Genomic DNA, 26,213 nt, shown 5'->3' on the forward strand with positions numbered 1-26,213 from the left:
ACTTGCGTGAACAATCAGTCGTTGATGATGTTCCGAGCACCCGCTTTAAAAACCACTGATCATATTTGTTCAAATATGTACTAGACAGCTCACTTCAGTAAGAGAAATACCCTACATTTAAAATTACCTATTCATTCAGTCTCCACTGATCAGGTCGTTTTCGATGGAAAAGCTTGCGCTCGAAAAACCTGTCGACAGCCACGCACAGCCGGTCACTGCGCCAATGGCTGATTCAGCGAGGCAGAATATTCAGGGCGGCCCAGAACCTTTACATCTTCTAACGCGTAACCACACAGCCTCATCTGACCTGACCGCACCCGTGGCGATGATAGGGCAGCCGATGATCCAGGCCATGCTGGAGCACGTCGGTCAAACCCTGCTCGACTGGTGCTGGAAAGCGTTTGAACAACGCTACGCAGATCAGCTCAAAAACCTGCAGATCGCTCGCGCCCTTTCCAGCCAGTTGCTGGATCCGCAGTTATCTCTCACCGCCAAATGCACAGCCCTGCTCAACGTGCTCGAAAACAGCTCGTTCATCGGCGCCACAATCACGCCCTATCTCGACGTTGCCCGCCATCTCAAAACCATTCTCAGTGGGCTGCAACAACCAGGCTCGGGCGTCATCAAACGTGGCATCGATACCCTGAGCAACCTGGTGGCGTTGCTTGATCTACCGGCAGCCCAACAGATGGCGGGAAAAGACACGCTTTCGCCTGTCCGCGATCTGTTAAGCGGCGCTCTGGGCTGGGCCCAGACGTTACAACGCTTGAGCAATGCGTCCTGGGACTCCCCTCAAGCTTTCGCCGACAGCCTGCTGCAAAGCGGCGCCCTGCCCCCGTGGGTCACAGAGATCGTCGAGCAAGGGCAGAGGCTGTACGAAACCCTGAGCCGTCAGCTCACCGCGATTAAACACAAGGGGGAACAGCTTCAACGCCTGCGCGGGCTTCTTGATCAATTCAATCAAGCCACTGGCATCCAAGCCAAGTTTGCCGCGCTGCTCACACTGCTGCTCGACGAACAGATGCTGGGGCTGATCGAGCAATACGCCCCTGCGGCTATGGGGGATTCGCTGAAAGTCTACTCCCTGCTCAAACATGCCATCCAAGACGGCGGTGAGCAGGACACCACTGGCCTGCGCACCACCCTGCTCAGCATGGAGCACATCACCAGCCAGCCTTTTATCGACCGACTGGGCAGCGAGGCCGGCGCCGTCGGCCAAATGATGGCCGAGCCTCTGCGCAATGTACGCGCTGCACTTAGGGGGTCAGCCAGTCAAGAAGCGGCGTTCAACCTGCTGTTGGGCTTGAGCGACCCGAAAAAAACCTGGACGGATTTCGTCCTGGAAAGCTCTCGAGAAATGTTGCTCCTGCCACAGGTCCAAGACCTCGGGGCTTCGTTTGCCAGCCGTTTCGCATGGCAAGCCCAAGCTATCAGGGCGCTCTACGCCGTACTGGACGACACCTTTTGGGCGCACTACAAAACGGCCGCCTGGGCTGAATTACCTGCACTGATCAGCGACACCGCGTTGCGTGATACGCAAAACCAACATTCACAACTGGCTATCGCGCTGGCCGCCGCCAGCGGCATACCCGGCGAAGACATACAGACGGTGTTCACAGAAGTTTCCAAGGTCTGTCGCTCATGGGGCAATGACTCATGGGCTGAGTTTTTACCCAAGGTGACGGGGTCAATTGAAAATCTGCTCGCCGTACTGGTTAAACATGGCCAGTTGCTGCCGACCTATGTGCAAACGCTGCTCGACATAGGCTTATGGGCCGCCAAGGGTATTTCTCGGCTCCTCATGCTGCACGCCGTGTGGAAAGCAAAAGCAGACGACGAAGTCCTGGGTGAAGCAACCCTGGCACTGATACGCAAGGCGATCGAGGAATATGCCGGGGACAACGCCGCCTGGGCGTTTGATAAAGCGGTGATCTGGCTGCCCATGCTGCCCCCTTTGTACAAAGTGCTGGGCAATCTGGAGCCGATAAAAGAAGGCCAGCGCGTGCAATGGCTGGCGAACGTGCTAATGCGCCTGTACAGCCTCCCCGAGGCACAGACCAACAAGGACGTTATCTGGGTACGCGAACAGATTGAGGCCAAGGCAGAGCAATGGTTGGGGAACATTCCGGCGGCCTTGCTGGGCAACGCCATCGTGGAAGAGATCCAGTCGAAACCCGGATTTGACCTCACCCCGATGTTCACCCGGGCCGTTCAGTTACAAGGCTTGGCGACTTATATGACTGCTTGCTTTGACAGTCTTACGAACAACCTGCAAGGCGTGGATGTCATGAGCGGCATACAAGCCGCCCTGAATCCTGCAGGGGTGCAAGTACCCGGTCGCCAGCGTCCAGCGTATTTACGAGACCTGACAACTTTTTATGCCGTACTGCCCGATAGTTATCCTCAACAGCCAATCAGCACTACAACGAAGAACATCGCACCAAAATTATGGGGAACTGGAGCAGGGGCAACCTTTTTAGGCGGCATTCTATTTACTTACTTTGCCTATAAAAATTTCCGCAAGGGCAATCAAACGCCGCCGCAAACGGAAGTTGAAATGGACAGCCTTATGGGTGGGGCTAATAACGTTCAAAATGTGGAAAACTCAGAATCGATTGCGACAGAAGAAAAGCGTCTCAATGAGAGTCCGTATAAACCGACGTCTGTTTTACTGAAACAAAAAAGTTCCCACTGGAAGAAAACAGGCGCACTGACGGCCATGGCCAGCTTGATGTTTGGCGCCAGTGCTTACTCGCTATGGAAAACTCAGAGCGCGCTTGCAGATAACACCGTGCGCGAAAAAATTGACCGACTTGAAGCACTGGAAGTTAAAGCTCGCGAGGACTTTTATGCGGGTAACACGCACACGTTATCGGACGATTTGACTCAGTTCCTTGAAACGCTGTCCACCTTTGAAAGCTTCGATGATGTCACCGTTCCACCGACAACTAATGCAGCACCCGATATGGCATCTAACATGCCAAGGCCATCGCACAAGGCATACCAACAGCAGAGTACTCAGAACGCTTTACCCGACCCGGCAGCTTATAACGACCCACTCAAGACATCAGCCAGAGTACGCCGGAGCACACCTGAAGGTCTGAACCCAGCACTCGGCATCGATAATATCCTGCCGCTGATGAAAGAAGCCCAGCTCCTTATCCAAACAATAATAGCGCGTACAGCCGAAGGCAAAACCCAACACGATCTGGCTTACCTGTACGGACGGTTCGGTGAGGTCAAGCTACAACTCAACGCACTGCGCGACTTCACTTCACAACTGACTCCCGACAGCAGCGGACAGCTGCTTACTAATCGCGAAGTATACGCCTACTATTTGCTTGCTGAAATGAAATCCTATTATTCAGAAGATGACTATCAACTGTGGGGTAGATTTGCGCCCTATAGCAACATCGTATTTAACTATCAGAACACGCAGGGGCAATCACGAACATCTTCAGCCCCATTGATAGACTTTCTGAATGGAAATATCCAAACCAAACTGGCGACACTAGGGGCCAATGGCTCATACACTTTCTCGGAAGAGCACGAGGACACTGCGGCGGCTCAACAACTGCGCTCGGGAACAGCCCACTACATTCCTGGAAACTGGACAAAAACACAAGAACTACAAATAGGGCACTTCCAATCTCAAGCGGGCGTCCCCGTTAGGATGCCCAGCATGACTGATGAAGTGACAGTGAGAACTTATGGGAAAAACCCCATGGGGCATTCTCTAGGTATTGTCCGGGTAACTAAATTGACGCTCGACGCTTACTTTACGCCAACGTTCGAGAACGCTGAGTTTGCTGACCCTTACGAAACGGATGAAATTATTTGGCCCCAGCACTATACCCCTCTCATGAAAGCATTGCTCAGTTCACCCACCTTCGCCCAAACCTATAACGGAGGACTACAGGCAATCGCGGAATTAAATGAACGACTGGAACAACTGAGAGCGCAGAAAAATGAAGCGTATGACAAGACAATTAAAACGTACTCCGGCGATGACGCATTAAATAACAGTGAATTAATTACCCAATACAGTTGGCAAGACCTGATATTCGAAAATAATGGAACACCCATTGGGTTCACTGAAAGCGACGTTATTAATCGCGCCATTGCCAGCGTCGAGGCACGAATCGTCCACTACCAACAACAACACGATCTACTTTCCACCACCCCTGAATGGCAACAAGATTATCAATCAGAAATAGAAAAACTCATAAAGACACTGAGCGCACTTCATCAAAAACAGGGCGACAGCGAACGCATTGAAGCCGAAAGCTTAAACGGTGAAGCGCTGTTTGACAAAGAGGTCGAAGACTTTGCCGCTGAATTGTGGACACAAGAAACATACCAAAACCCTCTTAAAGATCACCCACAGCTCAGTCAATTAACACCTCAATCGCTTCTCAGTGTTGCCATCACACAAGGTTCTCAAATAAATCACATCTCTATGCCCTTTAAACGAATACTCGCTGGGGAACACTTGCGTTGGGGCGCATCAGTCAATTCCTCCACCGTCGAGTGGCCCAGTGGCCTTATGGCCAGTGACACACTATTGAATAAGCTGATCAATGAGTGCACACGGTATCGTAAGTCCCTCGAAAGAGGACTTGAATCCGAAAATGCTTCCAAACGTATTAATATCCCAACGATCGACACCGCATTGCAGCAAGGCCTTGATAAGATCAAGGCCCAACAGTCATCTGCATTGAAAAAACAGGGCCCCATTAATTTAAGTGACACGGTGAATGTCAGATTCTATCCACTACCGAAATATATTATAAGCAACGTCGAAGTGCTAACTGATGTGCTAATGAGCGAGTCTTTGGTGACACCTGATTTCAGGCCCGATCCCGCGCTGATCGTTAACCAGACATACACACTTAAACAAGTGATGGGCAAGGCGCCTGAAGCTAAGTACAGCGGAATGTGGGATTACAATACAATGCAAGTCGATACGGAAGGCAAATACCCCAAAGAATTCATCAAGGCGCTACGAGAAATAGACTGGCAACGTAAGCTCGAGGCCGATGTCGATAAACTTCGCAACAACCAGCAATTAAAGGATGATTGGCGATTGGTTTTTAGCCCACTCATCTCTAAAAAAATTAACGCGACTGCGGGGAGTCGGGTCAATACGATCCAACTTAATAGTGTAGGCGTGCCGGGCGTCTATAAAATTGTCCACCCAAATAGAAGTATTGAACTTCATTCGATCTTCAACCCAACGGTCTGGAAATTTGACACTTCTCGAGATTTAATTAGGGCGCTGGACACCCTAGACAATAGTACAGAAAACAGCACAGAAAACAGCACAGAAAACAGCACCGACAATAGCACCCCTACTCATTCAACCTCGCAGACACGGCCTGATACCGCCCAGCAAAATCACAAATTTTATACATGGCTAAATGAACACCAGGAAGAGTATTATATAGAAAAAAATACCGGCCGGAATTATATAACTAGCGTGAACCCCAGAGAAACGGAAAATGCCGATCGCGTGGCTGACCTTGCATTCGATCATCTCATGTCCAGTCTGTATAGCAATATCGACACGTGGTTAAAATCAGATTCTGAATTATACGCCCACCGTGCATTTGAATTTTTCGAAAAAATCGCTGGGCCATTGATCGGAGTATTCACCTACCCTATTTCCGGCCCTATGACATTCCTCATAGCGGCAGGGCTTGCAGCAGTTCCCTTCGGCGAATTGGCAATCGCTGATACAAAAGAAGAGTTTAGAGAAACTGCCATCAACGCCGCTATCAACGCCGTGTTTGAACTAGGGACGGGAGTGGTGGCGGGCGGGTTGTCGAAAATTCCCGTGCAAAAAATCATAAAGGTAGCCACTTCGAAAAAAATCAAACCTCCAGTACCCGGAAAATCTGGTCTGCCAACGCCCGCTGCGCCTCTGCGCCTTGAACCCTATCGTCATTCAGCCGTAGGCAAAATTAACAATTTGGAAGCGGGCACAGAGCAATACCTCACCAAGCTCAAAGAAAACAATACTATTCTCAATGGCATCGATCAACCAGACGGAAAATGCGCTAATTTGCTCAGTATTGTAGGCCCTCGAATCAGCCAAGCAGACATTGGCATGACGGACATCCAGTACAGAGGCTTACTTATTTGGAACAATGCGATGGAAATAATTCCCAGTAATCATTTCGTCGTGCTGGGAACTAAAAATGGAGAACGATACGTTTTCGACCTATCGGCTGCTCAATTCCACAACAAAGGTATGCCCGATCTCGACGGCCCGTTGATTCTCAAAGAGGCTGACTGGGTGCAAAAATACTCAAATGCCACCACCCGAAAGTTAATAAAATATAAAGACTTTAACGCGCCAGACAGTGCCACAAACTCATTCAGAAGCATGCCGGGTTTATTTTCCCCCAGTGACGTGATAGAGGATGGGGTCCTGCTCACTATGCCTCAATGGTACAAAACCCTTACCCACTGGAATCCAAACAGCAACTCACAACATTTGAGTCAACTCGTTTATGGCAGTAATGCCGTGAGCGATGCGGCTCAAGCACTTAATGCAAGCACCAGTTCGAATGCCCGCTGGGACTATGCGATTGATGTACTGCGCGACGCTGATGTGCTCACTGCCACTCAGGCGCGAAAACTGACTGCAGGTTTAATAGAGGCCTCCAATAACAGAGGGTTAGGGAGTTCCGGACGCATAGATAATCTGTTGTCAGACATCCGCACTGTGAATACAGCAGAGGGACTTTTGCGTATCAAAAAAGGTGAGTTAGTGGTGTTTATGCAGGCTAACTCCGGTGCGCCCGCCGCAGAACTTCAACCTGTACATATCGTAACGTGCTTGGGCAACGGGCGGTTCGCCGGCGCGCAAAACAATATAATCGACCCGGCACTTGGAGATCAAAAAGGCATTATAAATGCAGAACAATTCGGGGCCATTGGTTCGGCTGGTTTAACCCGCGCAGGGAGTGCACCCGGCGCACCAACGTTGGAGATCAAGGCAGGATTTCCAATGGGTTATAGATCACCTTATGCATCATCGCTTACAGAAGCGGCAGCTACCGCTGCTCGAATCGTCGACACAGATATATCAAGCGCGCAATACGTTAGCCGAACGCTTGAACTGTCAGGCGATCTGGCTTACGAGCAAGGGCAAGCGTTCAAAAATGCAGCCGCCGATTTAGCGAGCCCATCCATTCAAGGCAGTGGAATAACCCTCGATAAAATAATGAATAACCCGCAAAAACTGACGAGCTTACAGGCATTAAAATCCGTTCCAAAAGGCTATATTATGGCTGCAACTTCGAGTGACTCCTACGCCAGCCACCTCATGCTAAGTCTCGGAAATGAAAAATTCGCCACCTCTGGCCTGAGCACGCTGAGCCCTGACTTACCCCATGCAAACACTATCGTAACAGCTGAGCAACTCTACAGGTCGATGCAAGAAGGAAAGCTGGGCGGACTGGATTTACAATCGGGGGCCGTCAATTTGAATAATTTTAGAGCTGAGGCATTGCGCGTCGGCACTGCCCCTTCCTCACCATCAAAAATGCCTGCACAGTCCCCCTTCTCATCGAATTCAATTGCGCGGACCACAATTACAAAATTTTGGTTTAATAACCGTGAATACCAAATAGCCGTGACACAGTTGAACAACAATACAACGCATTATTCAGTGGTTAATGATCCGGGAGTTGCAGTTTCTGTCAGCAGCCACGCTGAGTACACACCCAAGAGCCCTACCATGAAGGCTCCGACAGACATGAGCCTGGCGTTTCTGAGTCCACATGACAGGGCACTTCAAAATACTGGCGGCACCGGATTTTTTAATGTTCAAAGTGGCATGAACCCTCACTCAATTGTCTCCGATGGAGGGCGCACGGTTGTTTTCAGTCCTTATAAAGCATCCGATTCTGCCCTGAAACCCCTCGTTCCACATACCCATAACACTTTCTTGTATGACGCTACGGGCTCAACGAAACCAGGTGAAATTATGGATTACTCCTTGAGCCATTTCCCTCAAGAAAAGCCTCAAGACATTATGGCCAATATTGCCTTGAATCGTGAACTCTTGTTACTGAATACCCCTAATATCAAAAAGACTGACTATCTCACCGTTGACCCATCTTCTAAACCCGTTATGTTTTCGAGTGTCATTACAGAACTGCGGCAGTTACCCGTACCACCGCAAACAGTAACGGCTGTATTTTGTAGATCTCGTCGCCCCTCAACCACCTATTCGTACAACCCTATGGGTCAGAACAGTGGTGCTTCGTACGTCCTTAAAGGCCATCAAAATACGTACGACATAACGGGGTCGGAACCTAAATTGGTATCTCGAGTTTTAGTCACCTTGTCTCGGGTGGACACGTCTTTAAGCATCGATGAATCGAACCGCAACCGCGCCGCACAACAAGCGGCTAATGAGCGAGACACTACAATCATTGCCGGGCCCTTGATAAAGGATATATGGCAGAAAAAAGACATGTGGTTAAATGGCCTTGCTTTTTCTCAATTTGAGGCTCTGGATGATTCTGGGAGCATGCATTTGGCCGACACTGCCTCTAACTTCATGACCCTCACTGCTAAAGACCCTATTGCCGCGGACCGCTGGTCACTTGAATGGTCAATTAATACCGGGCCACCCCAGGACCGCAAGGGCAGTAAGGTCCATTCCACAATGGAGGGTGTGCTGGACAACATAGGTGCAATACTGACCGCCCTCACTGCGGGCAATTGCACCTATAAGATTTCCACAGGTAACCAGAACCGGATCCTTGCTACAGGCTCAATCATCGATAAGGCATCTCTGGTATGGACGGGGGATTTGCAATATGGGGTTCTTAACTTGGGCATCCCTTCTGAGAATGGGATTTATGATCATAAGCTGCGTTCTTTAAAAGGTGAGACGCTGATAGATTATTTCGGCATGTACATGTCTGCAAAAAACTTTGCTACCGGATACAATGCCACAGCGTTGGACATCGTGCACTTTCTGCTTAAATATCATGCCATCAAACACCCTCAGGGTTTAAAGTCCCCCGTCAGCCGCAGAAAAATAGAGGCGAAATTTTATGAGCTGTCCATAAGTCAACCGATCGCTGAAGTACTCGCCTACATGCTGACGGCCAATGAGAGCAGTATCACCATTGCTCCCGGCTCATCTCCCTTCTCCGGCAAAGAAATTTCAATCTTTTTGCGCACCCTGACGGAGAGTGTGTTCAACACATTGAACTTCGTCGTTAACGATGATGGCTTGCACCGCTTATCCATGGCAGGCCGTTTTGAATCAGACAAAAACAGATTGATAAACACATGCAACGTACGCCCGGAACTGGCTGCATGGTTAATAGCTATCCGCTATATGGATGCAGATATTGACAACATTCTTGGCCGAGTGAAGCTTGGCTACAAAGCCACTACAATTATCGACAATAAAGCCAAGCATTTTGATGAGATAGGAATGATCATTGCCGCAACAGATGCAAACGGTGGTGTCACCACACTCACACGTGACAACCGCGCCAAGGTAAGCCTGTACAATGGCGACGTTCTTGTTTTTGAAAAAATCTATGAAATACCACCCCGCTTTCGCGGCTCCATGATGTCACGTTACATCGCCAATGCAATCAACGTAGACATGAACAAGATAGAGTTTAACAACACCGCTCTACGCCCATCGAGCATCGTTGCCGGTCAGTTCAAGACATATGATATCAACGGGGGAAAAAAAGTTTACGGAGTTGTTCCAAGCTATGAGCCAGCAATTTATATCTATAGCGATCTCAACCAAATAAATCCGGGCAACGATTTCAGAGTGCAGGTGGTTTTCTTGTAACGCCGCAGGCAGGCGGATGATCTGCAGTCAGCTACTCCATGCCCTCTCCCTCGGCAATTTTATCGACGAAGCCAGCACCCGTTTTCAACAATGTCTTGTCTTGCGCCCAATAATTCTTTATAAGCCCGGTTTTCAAACCAAATAGAGTCAACACATGAGTACCGGATTCACCGAGGACGAAATGCGCAGAGCACTGGGCCTTGATCTACCTGCTGCGGCCCCTTCTGCACCTGCCCCTGTCCCGGCTGCCCCACCTGCACCCACCGTCGAGACACCTGTCATCGCCAAAGCCGCACCTCGTGCACCGGTAAAACGCCGCGGCCCTGTGCTGCGCGTCAGTATGCAGGTCAGTAAAGTGTTCGACGGCGAAGAAACCCTGTTCGTGCACGACTCCAAATTGTTAAGCCGCTTTGATGCCGAGCAGGAAGCCAAAAAGGCGCTGGCCAAAGCCGGTTATAAATACTTTGTGGTCGACTCTATCGTTCAGGTTGACTGATCGACGCCCACCCGACTCTGCTTTTATGACAGGCAGCGCCAAGGAAACCGCCCATGCAAAATCTCCCCCTGAACGCCGCTGAATTCGACCTCATCGACGAAACCCTGCTCAAATACGGCGACGACAATTCTGTGCTCAACGCGTGTGAGCTTGACGGCTACTTCACCGCGTTGGTTTCAAGCCCGACACAGTTGGACATTGCCCAATGGTTCCCGGGAATCTGGGGTGGACAGAACCCAGACTGGCAAACCACAGACGATGCCAAGCAACTGATTGAGTTGAGCGTGCGCCATATCAACACTCTGGCCCGCCAGTTGGCAGAACACCGCAGTGCCTTTACCCCGCGTTTTGAACAAACCGAGCATTTGGGGCAAACCGTCACACTCGCTGAAGAATGGTGCTTCGGCTACTTGCGTGGTGTCGCGGTGGCCAACTGGTCACCCCTGCCCGCAGAACAGGCGGCACTGTTGCAAGCCATCAGCGACTGCGCCGAGCAGGACAATTTTGAATTGCCGCATGACTTGGATGTGGCCGCTCACCAGCAACGGGTTGCAGCCCTGGCACCGGCTGCACTGGCGCTGCACAGCTTTTGGATGAGCCAGCGCTAAATGAGCACCCTTACCCACTTCAATACGCCACCGGGCGAGGCGATCAACAGTCAGATCCTGCAACTGGTGGTCGATCACCTCACCGACATCAGTGCGATGGAAATTGCGCCGAGCAATCTGCTCTACAGCATCTACCAATATGCCATCGGCTTTGAAGTGCATCTGTATCTGCAAGCGCTCGGCGGGGCCAAGGGCATCGCGGTCGAGCTGATTGTCGCCACCGACGAACACGACTCCGACACCGTGACCGGCTTTGCCCTGTACTTACCGGTCAAGGACGATCCACACGCCTGCGGCATTGCCTACATGGCCGAGCGCGCCAGCCACCGACACCTGGGTGTCCTTCAGGCACTGGTCAACGACGTCGTGCGCCGTTACCCGCACACTGAACTGACGTGTAGCGTAAGCAAAGTCGGCGCTTTCGAAGCCATGGGTTTTCAAGTCATCGGCAGTCGCGGCCCGCAAGTATTGATGAACACCCTCGACCACAGCAGCGACGGCTTGATGGGCGTCCTCGATGTCGCGCCGATCTACAGTTCGACCGAAGTGCGGCAGATTCATACGTACCTGCTGCAACGCAACGGCAAAAAAGCCATGCTCGATGCCGAAAAGAAACGTGATCGGCAGATTGATCAGCTGACCGCCAAAGCCAAAGCCTTTGTGGCCGAGCGTCAAGGCTAAAAAGCCCTTGCCCCTGCCAGGGTGAAATAACGCATGATAGGCGCCTTGCTTCAAAAGGACTCTTTTATGCGTTATACCCCCCTGACTGGCCTTTGCGTCTTGACCCTGACGCTGGCGTTTGCCGCTCCAGCAATGGCCAGTGAAGAATCGCAACTCATCTCATCGATCAACGCCTGGCGCAGCCAGAGCCAACCGTGCGCAGGCCAGTCTTCTCAAGAACTGCCGCCACTGACGGCGGACACACGCCTGATATTGCCCGTAACGGGCTTTGGTAATTTGCAGGACGCTCTCAAGCAAGCCGCCTATCCGATGGTCAGCGTGCAGGCCATTAGCCTGTCCGGCCCGCGTGATGCGCAAGCCGCGATGAAGGCTGTTCAAGAAAGCTTCTGCCGCGTCGTGCTCGACCCGCAATTTGTCGATATTGGTATCAGCCACGATCAACGAGACTGGCGCATCGTACTGGCTCGCCCTCTGCTCGCCCACGGTTTAGGCGACGCACAGGCTGAGGGCCAGAAAGTGCTTGAACAGATCAACAGCGCCCGCAATCAACCCCGTCAATGCGGCACTCAGGCTTTTGCTGCCACGACGCCATTGACCTGGAACGCTACATTGGCAACCGCCGCCGAGACCCATACACGGGATATGGCCAATAACAATTACTTTGATCACAAAGACCGCGAGAATCACACGCCGGGCGATCGTGCCGAGCTGGCCGGTTACAGTGGCCAACAGATCGGTGAGAACATCGCCGCCGGTCAAGACACCGCGCGCAAGGTCGTTGATGGCTGGCTGGCCAGCCCCGGTCATTGCGCCAATGTGATGAACCCGCAGTTTCGCGAGCTGGGCGCGGCCTATGCGCTAGACCCAAAAAGTGACGCAGGGATTTACTGGACGGCCTTGTTCGGCACCCAGTGAATCAAGGGGAGGTAGTGCGAGGGCGTTAAAACGAGGTCATACGCTAAAAGCAGCCCCACCCGACAGCGTCAGGTGGGGCTGTTTTTTTTACAGCGCCATGTCGGCCGCTGGATTGCTTGGTGCAGGCGCGGCCTGCTCAGCAGGTGCTTCTGGGGTAGCCGTTGCAGCCGGGATAACCGGCGGCGGAGTCAGTTGCAGAACGTCGGCGGTGTACGCCCACTCCTGTGCAACACGCTCAGGCGAACCGTTCAGCTTGGTGCCGTAGCTCGGTACGATCTGGTGCAGCTTGGCTTGCCACTCAGGGGTCGCCACCTTGTCCTTGAACACGGTTTCGAGCACGGTCAGCATGATTGGCGCAGCGGTTGAGGCACCTGGCGATGCGCCCAACAGGCCGGCAATGCTGCCGTCCTTGGCGCTGACGATTTCGGTGCCCAGTTTCAGCACGCCGCCCTTCTCTTCGTCACGCTTGATGATCTGCACGCGCTGACCGGCTTGCCACAGGCGCCAGTCTTCAGTCTTGGCGTTCGGGAAGTACTCTTTCAGTGCATTGAAACGGTCTTCGTCCGACAGCATCAACTGACCGGCCAGGTATTCAACCAGCGGGTATTGTTCAATACCGACTTTGGTCATTGGCCAAATGTTGTGAGTCGTGGTGCTGGTCAGCAGGTCGAAGTACGAACCTTGTTTCAGGAACTTGGTCGAGAACGTTGCGAACGGGCCAAACAGGATCACGCGCTTGCCATCGAGCACACGGGTGTCCAGGTGCGGAACCGACATCGGCGGCGCGCCAACCGACGCTTTACCGTAGGCCTTGGCCAAATGCTGCTCGGCAATGGTCGGGTTATCGGTCACCAGGAACGAGCCGCCTACCGGGAAGCCTGCGTATTCCTTGGCTTCAGGAATGCCGGACTTTTGCAGCAAGTGCAAAGCACCACCGCCTGCGCCGATAAATACAAACTTGGCATCAGTGGCAGTTTCAGTGCCGTCTTTCAGGTTTTTGTACACCACATGCCAAGTGCCGTCTTCGTTACGCGTGATGTCTTGGACTTCACTCGACAACTTGAGCGAGAAGTTAGGCTGGGCTTGCAGGTGAGCGGCAAACTGACGGGTAATCTCGCCGAAGTTTACGTCAGTGCCGATCGGCGACCAGGTGGCCGCCACTTTCTGGCTCGGGTCACGCCCTTCCATCATCAGCGGAACCCACTTCTTGATCTGAACCGGGTCTTCGGAGTACTGCATGCCCGCGAACAATGGGCTGGCCTGCAGTGCCTCATAACGCTTCTTGAGGAACTTGATGTTGTCATCGCCCCACACAAAGCTCATGTGCGGCGTGGAGTTAATAAACGAACGCGGGTTTTTCAGCACGCCGTTTTTAACCTGCCAAGACCAGAACTGGCGAGAAATCTGAAAGGCTTCATTGATCTCAATGGCCTTCGGAATTTCAACATTGCCGTTCTTGTCTTCCGGGGTGTAGTTCAGCTCGGCCAGTGCCGAGTGACCCGTACCCGCGTTATTCCAGCCATTGGAGCTTTCCAGGGCAACGCCATCGAGACGTTCAATCATCTCCATGGACAGACCCGGTTCCAGCTCATTAAGCCAGACCCCAAGGGTGGAACTCATGATGCCACCGCCGATCAGCAAGACATCAACGTGTTTGGTTTCGGCAGCGTGCACGGAGCTAAGCCCCATGCTCAGCGCCAAGCCCAGTAGCCCCTTATTCATTTTTTTTAACATGTTGTCATACCTAAGATAAAACGCCGCCTGCCCGATACCCTGGGCAGACATAAGAGGCCCCTACACACTCCGGGCCTCGCTTTTATGTACCTTGGGCGCTGATCTCTTATTGGTTTTGGCTTCAGCTACTTGGGTGACATTTATGCTGTGGATCACGCAATTCCATTGCGCTGCAGCCACGCTCAACTCCCTGCCGAGCACGTGCGCGAGCCTTGAAATCCAAGGCGCCCAGCGCAAGGCCGCGACATATTACCTCAGGTGGGACTTTTGACGAAAACGCAATTACACCAAGGTCGTGATTAACCGCGGGCAACGCTTGTCGTCGAGCATATGGGTATAATCGCGGCTTTGCCCCGCCCGCCAACAGGATTCACCCATGTCTTTAAGTACCCGTAATCAGGCCCAAATTGAACGACGCCTGGTTAAATCCCTGACCGAAGCCTGCGAAAAGGCCAAAGGGCAAATCAACGGCTTTGTCTGGCTGACCCACGTGGTCGACTACGCCGCCTTCCCTGCCAGCCTCAAAATCGTATGGGTGTTCGACACTCAGGTCAGCAAAGACTTCGCCCTGGCGGATGGGGAAGCCAGTTATATGGCCGAACTGACTGAAAAAGCACTGAAGAATGCGCAAGTCAACGTGCGCAAGGCCGCCGCCCACGTGTACTTCGATTCCGAAGAAGAATGCCAGCGGGCCTGTGGCGGCGACTGGCCCAAACGCCTGTCGCATAAACGCTGAATGGCCAAGGACATCGAAAACCCGTGTATCGCCGTGTGCCAGCTAAGCGGCGACCTGTGCATCAGTTGCGGTCGCAACAAAGAAGACATCCGTAAATGGAAGCGCATGAAGCGGCCTGAAAAAATGGCCGCCGTGCAACGCGCGACGGCTCGTCTTAAAAGCCTTCAGAAAAAGAACGCTTAAGACAGGTATTTGCCAAACCAGCTGAGCGTCCTGTCCCAGGCCAGCTTGGCCGCTGCCTCGTCGTAACGGGGTGTGGAATCGTTGTGAAAGCCATGATTCACGCCGGGGTAAATATAAGCCTCGTACGTGACATTATTGGCTTTCAACGCTTGCTCATAAGCTGGCCAACCTTCATTGATGCGTGTATCCAGCTCAGCCAGATGCACCATGACAGGCGCCTTGATGCGGCTCACATCGCCAGCGTCGGGTTGGCGACCATAAAAGGAAACAGCCGCGCCCAGTTCGGGATAAGCCACCGCCGCCGCATTCGCCACTCCGCCGCCATAACAAAAACCGGTAATCCCGACTTTTCCGGTGCTAGCCTCATGCTGCATCGACCATTCAATGGCCGCAAAAAAATCGTTCATCAGCTTTTGCGGGTCGACGGTTTGTTGCAGGGCTACGCCCTCCTCATCATTGCCCGGATACCCACCCACGGACGAAAGGCCATCAGGGGCCAGCGCCATATAGCCCTGTTTGGCCAAACGCCGCGCCACGTCTTCGATATAAGGATTAAGGCCGCGGTTCTCATGCACCACCACCACCGCCGGCACCTTACCCTTGGCGTTCGCCGGTCGAACCAGATAACCGCGAACCTGACCATGACCTTTGGGTGAGGGATAGGTGATGTACTCGGCCACGATATCTGGATCTGTGATCGCGACTTGCTCAGCCAGGGCATAGTTGGGGCTAAGCGCACCCAACACCGACAAGGCACTGACCCCGGCCGTGAACACCGCTGCCCGGTCCAGAAATTCGCGCCGGCTGATGCGCCCGTGAGCGTAGTAGTCGTATAGCTCCAGCAATTGCGGAGCAAAGTCTTTCGCAGTTAGACGTGGCATCGGGGCAGATCCTCTGACAGCAGATGGTGCCCCTTGTATACCTGAAAACGAAACGTGCTGTCGCCTCAGTCCTTGCCCAGCACCCGGGCAAGGACCCGCGCCAATTGATCCGCAGAGTAGGGTTTGGCCAGAAATTCAAACGCAGAGTATCCGTCCTCAGCCAGCTCTTCACTGTAACCGGAGGCCAGAATCACCGGCAGTTGCGCGCGGCGCCGACGCAACTCCCCGGCCAACGCCACTCCGGTCATGCCGGGCATGACCACGTCTGAAAATACCGCATCGAAGGCCATCGCCTCTGGCCCAATCATCAATAACGCCTCTTCGGCATTGGCAGCCCAGGCGGTTTCGTAGCCCAGGTCCTGGAGGATTTGATTGGCAAAACCGCCCACTTCCAGGTTGTCTTCCACCACCAGTACCCGGTATTGGCCCTGCGCGGCTGTTAGCGAAGCGGCTTGATGCACATCGCCCGGAGTGGGAATGATCGCTTCAACCTCCACTTGCGGCAGGTACAAGGTGAAGACCGAGCCTTGCCCGATCACGCTCGACACATCCACATCGCCACCCGACTGTTTGGCAAACCCAAACACTTGGGACAAGCCCAGCCCGGTGCCTTTTCCCACTTCCTTGGTGGTAAAAAAGGGCTCAAAGATATGTTCAAGGGTACGCGCCGAAATACCTGTCCCCGTGTCATGCAATGACACCGCAATAAACTTTCCACTGGAACCGGCATGCCCGCGGATAGAGGGCAGTGCTAGCCCCTGCTCAAGGCGCAAGACCAATTGGCCATGCCCCTCCATAGCATCGCGGGCGTTCAGGGCAATATTGACCAATGCCGTTTCAAACTGGCTGGAATCCGCCTTGATATGGCAGGGCTGGCCCGGCAGCTCGACATTGACTTGTATGCGTGCGCCGGTCAGCGCATCGAGCATTTCGCCGATGGAGCGGATGCGCTCTCCCACATTGAAGACCTGCGGGTTTAACGGTTGGCGCCGGGAGAAGGCCAGCAGTTGGCTGGTCAGCTTGCTGGCCCGATCCACGGTGTCCGAGACGGCATTCATATAGCGCGCCTGACGCGTAGCGGACAGGTTGGGCGTGCGCAGAAAGTCCACAGACGCCCGAATGATGGTCAGCAGGTTATTGAAGTCGTGAGCCACGCCGCCGGTGAGCTGGCCGATGGCTTCGAGCTTTTGCGACTGGCGCAGCGCGGCCTCGGTATGCAACAGACGCGCACTGCGCTCCTCCACCCGTTGCTCCAGTGTGGTATTGAGCAGCTCCAGCTCAGCCAGACCGTCGCGCACTGCTGAATCGGCCCGCGCCCTTTCGATATGCGCCCATGACAGCTCGGTCACCTCGCTCAGTAACCCCAGCTCAAAGGGTGTCCATAACCGCGGTGTTTGATCATGAACAGCCATCAAGGCGGTCAAACGCCCACCTTTGATCAAAGGCAGGCAAATCGTGGCCGCAATGCCCATCCCTGCGAAAGTGGCAGCGGCCTGCGGCAAAAGATCCTTCGCCCGGTCATTAATGACCAAAGGTTGACCCGCACGCAGCCGACTGACCGCCATCTCGCCAAAGTCGCTTAAACGGTAAGCCCCCACAATGCTGGGCGTGCCTGGGACGGTCCAGTTGTCACGGATGAAAAACGCATCTTCGTCGGGCTCCATATCGGCGTAGGCGCAATGCGTCACCTTCAAGTACTCAGCCGTCAAACGCATGGTGGCGGCCAATATGCCTTCAGGCTCGGTGAGGTTGACGACCGCGGTGGCAATGGCATCGAGTACCGCCAGACGCTGGCTTAACAGAACAGTGGTGGTCGTTTCAGTGACCGTGTCCAACATGCCCACTACGTTGCCGTTGGGATCACGGATCGGGCTGTAGCAAAAGGTGAAATAGGCAGGCTCTGGCACTTGAGTGCGCTGAATCACCAGTGGGAAGTTCTCGATATAGGTGGCATGCCCGGCAAAGGCCGCATCGGCGATGGGCCTGATTTCATCCCAGACCTCTTCCCAGACATCACTGAATGGCCGCCCCAGCGCTTCAGGCTTGTCGCCCAGAATGGGCAAGAAGCCATCGTTATAAATCGTGATCAGCTCAGGGCCCCAGACAATTGACTTGGGAAAGTGCGAGTCGAGCATCAATAAAACCGTGGTTTTCAACACATCCGGCCAAGCGTGCAAAGGGCCGAGCGAAGTACTCGCCCAATCATGGCTTCTGATTTTGTCAGCCATCAAACCTTCACACCGAAGCCAATTGGCCATTTCACACGCACCTTGTTTGTCACAACTTGTTAAAAGGCTGAATCAATATTAGAGCAGGCTGCAACACTCTGCTAAAACACTGCCTGCGATACGACTGCTAAAACCTGCGCACGTTCGACTGCAAGGCTGTTAAGTCCCACATCCCCACCTGCAGACATCCCTGCCCCCCCCTCACTGAAGAAGACCCTGACGATGAGAATTGCCACTATATTGCTATTAAGCCTGCTCACCCTGACGGCTCAGGCGGCCAACATCGGCGATCGCTTGGCACCCTGGACGCTCAGCGACCAGCACGACCAGCCCTACACACTGGATACCCAAGCCCGCGTTCTGCTGGTGGCGCGCAACATGGACGGTTCCAAACTGGTCAAGGCTGCCCTGCAAGATCAACCCAAAGATTACCTGGAGTCACGTCACGTCGTGTTTTTGGCCGACATTCAGCGCATGCCTTCTCTGATCGGCAAATTCATCGCCATCCCGGCCATGCGTGACTATAACTACCGGGTTGTACTCGACCGTGACGGCAAGATTGCCGCGCAATACCCCGGTGCCGAAGACAACGTACTGTGGTTGCAACTCGACAACGGGGTTGTAACAGCGCAAAAAGAATTTACCAACGCAGACGAGTTGCGTGAAGCACTGGCCAAGCTTCCCCGGTAAACACCCGCAGTCGCTGACCAAGGCTGCGACTGCAGGTCGAGGCTCAACGCAGTGGCGGTAAACCGTGTGCCGCCAGATCAAAGTCTTCCAGTTTGCGGATAATCTGATCCGCGTGGTGGTACTTGCTGTCCGCCATGGCTTCATCCGGCACAGCAATCGCCCTCATGTTGGCTGCCTTGGCGGCGGTCACACCGAAGGGCGAATCCTCAAATACCAGGCAATCTTCGGGCGCTACATCAAGGCGTCGGGCAGCGGTCAGGAAAATATCCGGCGCGGGCTTCGCGGCCCCCACTTCGGGGTCGTCAGCCGTGACGATGGCGTCAAACAACCCGAACCACTCGCCATGCAAGGTGGTTTTCTGCTCAAAGGAATGGGCCGATGAGCTGGTGCCAACGGCAATCGGGATGTGATGCGCCTTCAAATGCCGCACCAGTGCTTCAGCCCCCGGCATCGACTGCGCCAAGGGAAAACGCGCCTTGAGCAAAGGCTCACGTACCGCCAGGAACTCTTGCGCCGTAATCGGCAGCTCCAGCGCCTTGACCAGAAACTGGGCCAGATCCAGTGCACCGCGCCCGATGATGTGCTGTTTGACACCCCAGTCGTAGGTGCGGCCATAACGCTCGGCGATTATCTGCGTCACCTCGGTGTAAATCCCCTCGGTGTCCAGCAGCAACCCGTCCATATCGAAAATCACCGCCTTGATCGGGCGAACAACCGTACGCGCAGCATTCATCACAACAGATCCATTGAGGTCGCTCAGCCAAAGCCGGTGACGTGGATGACAAAAAAGGATTCAGCACAATACCGGCCCAGCCCTTTCAAGAGCAAGGCGTTGCCCATGATGATCAGTGATGCAGCGCTCAAATCGCGGGCAAAAAAAAAGCCGCTATTGCTAGCGGCTTTTTTAACGTCTGGCTCCACGACCTGGACTCGAACCAGGGACCCAATGATTAACAGTCATTTGCTCTACCAACTGAGCTATCGCGGAATGGCGTCTATCTTACTGATCTAAAAAGAGAAGTCAACACTTCGAATGACTTCTCTTTGCAGTTTTCAGATCACCTGAACAATGGCGTCGGTGACCGCTTCAATGTTGCGTTGATTCAACGAAGCCACGCAGATGCGACCTGTGTCCAGCGCGTAAATACCAAACTCGCTGCGCAGGCGCGCCACTTGTTCAACGGTCAGGCCCGAGTACGAGAACATGCCGCGCTGGCGGGCAACGAAGCTGAAATCATGCTCAGGGGCTTTCTTGGCCAACAGCTCAACCATCTGCAAGCGCATGCCGCGAATACGCAAGCGCATTTCAGCCAGCTCGGCCTCCCACTGGGCACGCAGCTCAGGGCTGTTAAGCACGGCTGCCACAATGCTTGCACCGTGGGTCGGCGGGTTGGAGTAGTTGGTGCGGATCACACGTTTGACCTGGGACAGAACGCGCGCGCTCTCTTCTTTGGATTCGGTGATGATCGACAGTGCGCCCACACGCTCGCCGTACAGCGAGAACGATTTGGAGAACGAACTGGAGACAAAAAAGCTCAGGCCCGACTCAGCGAACAGGCGCACCGCCGCGGCGTCTTCATCAATACCGTCGCCAAAGCCTTGATAGGCCATGTCGAGGAACGGCACCAGCCCTTTGGCCTTGACCACATCCAGCACGTTCTGCCAGTCGGCCGGGGTCAGGTCAACGCCGGTCGGGTTGTGGCAGCAAGCGTGCAGCACCACGATGGAACCGGCTGGCAAGGCATTGAGGTCTTCAAGCATGCCGACACGGTTGACGTCATGGCTGGCCGCATCGTAGTAACGGTAGTTTTGTACTGCGAAGCCCGCCGTTTCAAACAGGGCACGGTGGTTTTCCCAGCTTGGGTCGCTGATGGCAACCACTGCGTTTGGCTGCAATTGCTTGAGGAAGTCCGCACCGATTTTCAGCGCGCCCGTTCCGCCAACGGCTTGCGTGGTAATCACTCGGCCAGCCGCCAACAAAGGGGACTGCGCACCGAACAGCAACGTCTGAACAGCTTGGTCGTAGGCAGCGATGCCATCGATTGGCAAGTAGCCGCGCGAGGCGTGCTGAGCAACCCGGATCGTTTCGGCTTCGACAACGGCACGCAAGAGTGGAATTCGTCCCTCCTCGTTGCAATAAACACCGACCCCCAGATTGACTTTACTGGTACGAGTATCGGCGTTAAATGCTTCGTTGAGGCCCAGGATAGGATCGCGTGGTGCCATTTCGACAGCGGAGAACAGGCTCATTATTACGGCGGCTCTGAATGGAGTATGGAGGGGGTGACAACGCTCCAGCCGATTGCACTAGAGCGGTGCACAAACGGGGAGCAAGTATAAGGCCGATCACGAATCGGGCAACAGACTAATGTCGGTTTTTACCCAAGTATTTCAATTTATTGACAGGCCACTGGTCTAATTGCATTTCTCGGCCAACGTGGGGTGTCAGACGCTTGCCTTGAAACAATCAGCCATAGGCTCCATATAAAGCCGTATCCTGTTTTTTCCTGCGGCGTGCGTCGTATGCAGTCTTTCGCGTTTCTCTGCGGTCAATGCATGTAGAGAGGCGAACCCAGAGGTCAGATATGTCCGATTTTCAACTCGTTACCCGCTTTGAGCCCGCAGGCGATCAGCCCGAAGCCATCCGCCAATTGATCGAGGGCATTGAAGCCGGTCTGTCGCACCAGACCCTGCTCGGTGTAACGGGCTCGGGCAAGACCTTCAGCATCGCCAACGTGATTGCCCATGTGAACCGGCCCACGCTGGTGCTGGCGCCAAACAAGACGCTGGCCGCGCAGTTGTATGGCGAATTCAAAGCGTTTTTCCCGAACAACGCGGTGGAGTACTTCGTTTCGTATTACGACTACTACCAGCCCGAAGCCTATGTGCCCTCCTCGGATACCTTTATCGAGAAGGATGCGTCGATCAACGACCATATCGAGCAGATGCGTCTGTCCGCGACCAAGGCACTGCTGGAGCGCAAAGACGCCATCATTGTCACCACCGTGTCGTGCATCTATGGCTTGGGCAGCCCGGAAACCTATTTGAAAATGGTCCTGCACGTGGATCGCGGCGACAAGCTCGACCAGCGCGAACTGCTGCGCCGTCTGGCTGACCTGCAATACACCCGCAACGACATGGACTTCGCCCGAGCCACCTTCCGCGTGCGCGGTGACGTGATCGACATCTACCCGGCCGAATCCGACCTGGAAGCCGTGCGCATCGAACTGTTCGATGATGAAGTCGAAAGCATCAGCGCCTTTGACCCGCTGACCGGCGAAGTCATCCGCAAAATGCCGCGATTTACCTTCTACCCAAAAAGCCACTATGTGACCCCGCGCGAGACCTTGCTCGATGCGGTAGAAGGCATCAAGCAAGAGCTTCAGGAGCGCCTTGAATACCTGCGCGCCAACAACAAACTGGTGGAAGCCCAGCGCCTGGAACAGCGCACCCGTTTCGATCTGGAAATGATCATGGAGCTGGGTTATTGCAACGGCATTGAAAACTACTCGCGCTACCTCTCGGGTCGCGAATCCGGCGCACCACCGCCCACCCTGTTTGATTACCTGCCGGCTGATGCCCTGCTGGTCATTGATGAATCTCACGTCAGCGTGCCGCAAGTCGGCGCCATGTATAAAGGCGACCGTTCGCGCAAAGAAACTCTAGTGGAATACGGCTTCCGCCTGCCCTCCGCATTGGACAACCGGCCCATGCGCTTTGATGAATGGGAGCGCATCAGCCCGCAAACCATTTTCGTCTCGGCTACACCTGGCAACTATGAGGCCGAACACTCGGGCCGCGTGGTCGAGCAAGTGGTGCGCCCTACGGGTCTGGTCGACCCGCAAATCGAAATCCGCCCGGCGTTGACGCAGGTGGACGATTTGCTCTCCGAGATTGCCAAACGGGTGGCACTGGAAGAACGCGTGCTGGTAACGACGCTGACCAAGCGCATGTCCGAAGACCTTACCGACTACCTGGCCGATCATGGCGTGCGCGTGCGCTATTTGCACTCGGACATCGACACGGTGGAGCGCGTAGAAATCATCCGCGACCTGCGTCTGGGGGTATTTGACGTGCTGGTGGGGATCAACCTGCTGCGTGAAGGCCTGGACATGCCCGAGGTGTCACTGGTGGCGATTCTGGATGCCGACAAAGAAGGCTTCCTTCGTTCGGAGCGCTCATTGATCCAGACCATTGGCCGTGCGGCGCGAAACCTCAACGGTCGGGCGATTCTGTACGCCGACCGTATCACCGGGTCGATGGAACGGGCCATTGGCGAGACGGAGCGACGTCGCGAGAAACAGATCGCCTTCAACCTGGCCAACGGCATCACGCCTAAAGGCGTGTTCAAGGATGTTGCTGACATCATGGAAGGCGCGGTTGTACCTGGATCGCGCAGCAAAAAACGCAAAGGCATGGCCAAGGCCGCCGAAGAAAGCGCCAAGTACGAAAACGAACTGCGCTCGCCCAGCGAGATCAGCAAGCGTATTCGCCAACTGGAAGAAAAAATGTACGCACTGGCCCGCGACCTGGAATTCGAGGCGGCGGCGCAAATGCGTGATGAAATCGGCAAGCTCAGGGAGCGCTTGTTGCAGGTCTGACCTGGGGCGCCCTATCGCAGCCTGCCGTCCCGTAGCCGCTGACGAGGAACGAAGGCTGCGATCGGCGGCGCAGCCGTCGTAAAACCATTCAATCCGGTACAGCTGATAAAACGACAGTGTCCGGTTTACGATCGCTTCGCGACCGATCGCAGCCTCGCCCTGCTCGTCAGCGGCTACACGGGTTTTGCACACCCTCTCTTGCAGGCCAAACTGTATATCGACAAGGACGCCCATGACCGCCATCAACACCCAGACGCCTGTTGCTCCAGGCCGTCTCGAACAAATGTCCACCCGTATTGCCTTTTTCATTGCCGGTTTTGGCATTGCGGCCTGGGCACCGCTGGTGCCATACGCCAAGGCCCGTGCCGGGCTGGATGAAGCCACGCTGGGGTTGTTGCTGCTGTGCCTGGGTGCCGGTTCCATTCTGGCCATGCCCATCTCCGGCATTCTCGCGACGCGTTACGGCTGTCGCCGCGTATTCAGCGCAGGCACGGTTCTGATTTGTCTGGCCCTGCCGTTGCTGGCCACGGTCAGCTCAGTCCCCTTGTTGATCGCCACCCTGTTTTTGTTTGGCGCAGGTTTGGGCGCAGTTGACTCCACCGTCAACCTGCAAGCGGTCATCGTCGAACGCGCCAGCGGACGCACGATGATGTCGGGTTTTCATGGCCTGTTCAGTGTCGGCGGGATTGCCGGGGCCGCCGGGGTCAGCGCCCTGCTGGCGCTAGGGTTGACGCCCCTGTGGGCGATTGCAGTGGTGATTGCGCTGATCCTCGCCGCCCTGATCAAAGCGGCACCGCATCTGTTGCCCTATGGCAGTGAAAGCAGCGGTCCGGCTTTCGCCGTCCCGCACGGGGTGGTGCTGTTTATCGGCTTACTGTGCTTTGTGGTGTTTCTGGCAGAAGGCGCGATGCTGGACTGGAGCGCCGTGTTTCTGACCGCCGACAAGCAGATTGATGAGGCTTATGCAGGTCTGGGTTACGCCGCTTTCGCGCTGACCATGACCGCAGGACGGTTGCTGGGCGATACCATCGTCAGCCATCTGGGGGCACGCCGGGTCATTATCGTGGGTGGATTGTTAGCTGCCGCCGGGTTGATATTGGCAACACTCGCCACAAGCTGGCAGGTTGCGCTGGTCGGTTACGGGCTGGTTGGCATGGGCTGTTCCAACATCGTGCCGGTGTTGTATACCGCCGTGGGCAAACAAACGCTGATGCCCGCAAGCATTGCCGTACCGGCCATTACGACATTGGGCTATGCGGGCATTCTGGCTGGCCCTGCGGCCATCGGCTTTATTGCCCATGCCAGCAGTTTGAGCACTGCCTTTTTGTTGATTGCCACACTGCTAGTTGCCGTGGCCATCAGTGGGCGGATTTTGCGGGTATGACGCGCCCAGTAACCGCAGTATTTGGGTATATATCCATTGCTTCGGTAACGGCTACTTAAGGTTGCGCCCTTACGGCGCGTCCCTTTTAGAAGGACCCAAAAGGAACCAAAAGATCCTTGCCCCTCCACTCGGTGCCTCGCCGTGGCTCGGCATACCCGCAGGCAGGCATTGCTCCGTGGGCACGCCGCGATCGGCCATCCATGGCCGTGTCGCGGCTAACCCGGCGTCCTGCCGGGTTACCCACTGCGCAATACCCGCCTGCGGCCAGCGTGGTTTAACGGGGCCCCAAGATCAAAAACCAGATCAAAAGCCAGATCAAAAACCCCAATCGCGGCCACGATCCGTAGCCGTTATCGAGCTCCGCGGGCTACGTCCGACTGCAAAGCAGTCGTTAATCCTACCTATCGCGTATCACTGGTTTTTAAACTCAGCCTCACGCTTACCGACAAACGCCGCCATGCCTTCTTTCTGATCCTGGGTCGCAAACAGCGAATGGAACACCCGGCGCTCAAAACGCACGCCTTCCGACAAGCTGACTTCAAACGCACGGTTGACGCTTTCCTTGGTCAGCATCAAGACCGGCAAGGATTTTTTGGCAATCAGCGCCGCCACTTTCAGCGCCTCGTCCAGCAATTCATCCACCGGCACTACACGCGCTACCAGACCGGAACGCTCAGCCTCTTCAGCACCGATCAAACGTCCGCTCAAGCACATTTCCATCGCCTTGGCCTTACCCACGGCACGGGTCAGGCGCTGGGTACCGCCCATACCCGGCAGTACGCCCAGATTGATTTCAGGCTGACCAAATTTGGCGTTGTCACCGGCCAAAATAAAATCGCACATCATCGCCAACTCGCAGCCGCCGCCCAAGGCAAAGCCGGCCACAGCCGCAATGATGGGTTTACGCCGTGTCGCTACACGATCACTGTCTGAAAACAGGTCTTCCAAATAGATCTGCGGGTACGTCAGGTCGGCCATTTCCTTGATGTCGGCACCCGCCGCAAAGGCTTTTTTCGAACCGGTGATGACGATACAACCAATGGTGCTATCGGCTTCCAACACATCCAGCGCGTGATTCACTTCACTGACCAGCTGCGCATTGAGGGCATTCAACGCCTGCGGCCGGTTCAGTGTAATCAGGCCAACATGCCCGTGAATGTCCAACAAAATGCATTCGTAGCTCATCGAAAACGTCCTCGATTCAAAAATTGCGCGAAATGAACCTGCGCTGAATA

General features: G+C 54.5%; 16 protein-coding genes and 1 tRNA gene. 10 read left to right on the forward strand and 7 right to left on the reverse strand.

Translation table 11 applies throughout. The features are described from left to right. The first annotated feature begins 163 nt into the window (after positions 1 to 163). From EQV93_RS07675 to EQV93_RS07695, 5 genes are all read left to right on the forward strand, one after another. Positions 164 to 9,841, forward strand: coding sequence for a putative adhesin (locus tag EQV93_RS07675; RefSeq protein WP_240891280.1), 9,678 nt, complete (start codon positions 164 to 166; stop codon positions 9,839 to 9,841). A gap of 154 nt (positions 9,842 to 9,995) precedes the next feature. Then, on the forward strand, positions 9,996 to 10,337 hold the full coding sequence (locus EQV93_RS07680; RefSeq protein ID WP_122782308.1) for a hypothetical protein: 342 nt from the start codon (positions 9,996 to 9,998) through the stop codon (positions 10,335 to 10,337). A 53-nt stretch (positions 10,338 to 10,390) separates the two neighbouring features. Continuing rightward, positions 10,391 to 10,945 carry a UPF0149 family protein gene (locus EQV93_RS07685; RefSeq protein ID WP_146386331.1) on the forward strand — a complete coding sequence of 185 codons (555 nt, stop codon included), beginning with the start codon at positions 10,391 to 10,393 and terminating at the stop codon, positions 10,943 to 10,945. After that, the gene (locus EQV93_RS07690) at positions 10,946 to 11,626 is read left to right on the forward strand and encodes a GNAT family N-acetyltransferase (protein ID WP_240891281.1); all 681 of its coding nucleotides are present in this window, start codon (positions 10,946 to 10,948) and stop codon (positions 11,624 to 11,626) included. 66 nt (positions 11,627 to 11,692) lie between these two features. After that, positions 11,693 to 12,541, forward strand: coding sequence for a CAP domain-containing protein (locus tag EQV93_RS07695; RefSeq protein ID WP_122782305.1), 849 nt, complete (start codon positions 11,693 to 11,695; stop codon positions 12,539 to 12,541). 87 nt (positions 12,542 to 12,628) lie between these two features. On the opposite strand, the gene mqo is transcribed toward EQV93_RS07695, so the two are convergent. Beyond that, a complete protein-coding gene (gene mqo, locus EQV93_RS07700) occupies positions 12,629 to 14,275 on the reverse strand; it encodes a malate dehydrogenase (quinone) (protein WP_240891282.1) in 1,647 nt (548 codons plus the stop codon). Positions 14,276 to 14,651: 376 nt separating this feature from the next. Between mqo and EQV93_RS07705 the strand changes: the two genes are divergently transcribed. Together EQV93_RS07705 and EQV93_RS07710 are read left to right on the forward strand one after the other, a co-directional pair. Further along, the gene (locus EQV93_RS07705) at positions 14,652 to 15,011 is read left to right on the forward strand and encodes a hypothetical protein (protein ID WP_122782304.1); all 360 of its coding nucleotides are present in this window, start codon (positions 14,652 to 14,654) and stop codon (positions 15,009 to 15,011) included. Beyond that, positions 15,012 to 15,194, forward strand: a complete 183-nt coding sequence (locus EQV93_RS07710; RefSeq protein WP_122782303.1) for a DUF1289 domain-containing protein — start codon at positions 15,012 to 15,014, stop codon at positions 15,192 to 15,194. It abuts the gene before it with no gap. On the opposite strand, the gene yghX is transcribed toward EQV93_RS07710, so the two are convergent. Then, a complete protein-coding gene (gene yghX, locus EQV93_RS07715) occupies positions 15,191 to 16,075 on the reverse strand; it encodes a YghX family hydrolase (protein WP_240891283.1) in 885 nt (294 codons plus the stop codon). The two genes, EQV93_RS07710 and yghX, sit on opposite strands and share 4 nt — an antisense overlap. A 65-nt stretch (positions 16,076 to 16,140) precedes the next feature. After that, positions 16,141 to 18,333: a response regulator gene (locus tag EQV93_RS07720; RefSeq protein ID WP_240891284.1), complete on the reverse strand. Its 2,193-nt coding sequence runs from the start codon at positions 18,331 to 18,333 to the stop codon at positions 16,141 to 16,143. A gap of 192 nt (positions 18,334 to 18,525) precedes the next feature. Between EQV93_RS07720 and EQV93_RS07725 the strand changes: the two genes are divergently transcribed. Continuing rightward, on the forward strand, positions 18,526 to 18,993 hold the full coding sequence (locus EQV93_RS07725; RefSeq protein WP_240891285.1) for an FAD/FMN-containing dehydrogenase: 468 nt from the start codon (positions 18,526 to 18,528) through the stop codon (positions 18,991 to 18,993). Between the two features lie 43 nt (positions 18,994 to 19,036). Here the strand turns inward: EQV93_RS07725 and EQV93_RS07730 are convergent, their stop codons facing one another. From EQV93_RS07730 to EQV93_RS07740, 3 genes are all read right to left on the reverse strand, one after another. Beyond that, a complete protein-coding gene (locus EQV93_RS07730) occupies positions 19,037 to 19,726 on the reverse strand; it encodes an HAD-IA family hydrolase (RefSeq protein WP_240891286.1) in 690 nt (229 codons plus the stop codon). 179 nt (positions 19,727 to 19,905) lie between these two features. Then, positions 19,906 to 19,981: transfer RNA gene (locus EQV93_RS07735), tRNA-Asn, on the reverse strand. Positions 19,982 to 20,046: 65 nt separating this feature from the next. Then, a complete protein-coding gene (locus EQV93_RS07740; RefSeq protein ID WP_122782299.1) occupies positions 20,047 to 21,243 on the reverse strand; it encodes an amino acid aminotransferase in 1,197 nt (398 codons plus the stop codon). Between the two features lie 335 nt (positions 21,244 to 21,578). On the opposite strand from EQV93_RS07740, the gene uvrB reads away from it, so the two are divergent. Continuing rightward, positions 21,579 to 23,594, forward strand: a complete 2,016-nt coding sequence (gene uvrB / locus EQV93_RS07745) for an excinuclease ABC subunit UvrB (RefSeq protein WP_122782298.1) — start codon at positions 21,579 to 21,581, stop codon at positions 23,592 to 23,594. Positions 23,595 to 23,826: 232 nt separating this feature from the next. Further along, on the forward strand, positions 23,827 to 24,978 hold the full coding sequence (locus EQV93_RS07750) for an MFS transporter (RefSeq protein ID WP_240891287.1): 1,152 nt from the start codon (positions 23,827 to 23,829) through the stop codon (positions 24,976 to 24,978). 411 nt (positions 24,979 to 25,389) lie between these two features. Here EQV93_RS07750 and EQV93_RS07755 read toward each other — a convergent pair whose 3' ends face one another. Then, complete coding sequence (locus EQV93_RS07755) at positions 25,390 to 26,163, reverse strand: enoyl-CoA hydratase (RefSeq protein WP_240891288.1); 774 nt, start codon at positions 26,161 to 26,163, stop codon at positions 25,390 to 25,392. Positions 26,164 to 26,213 lie beyond the last annotated feature (50 nt).

Source organism: Pseudomonas sp. TMW22091 (genome assembly GCF_022496705.1).
GTDB classification, from domain to species: domain Bacteria; phylum Pseudomonadota; class Gammaproteobacteria; order Pseudomonadales; family Pseudomonadaceae; genus Aquipseudomonas; species Aquipseudomonas saxonica.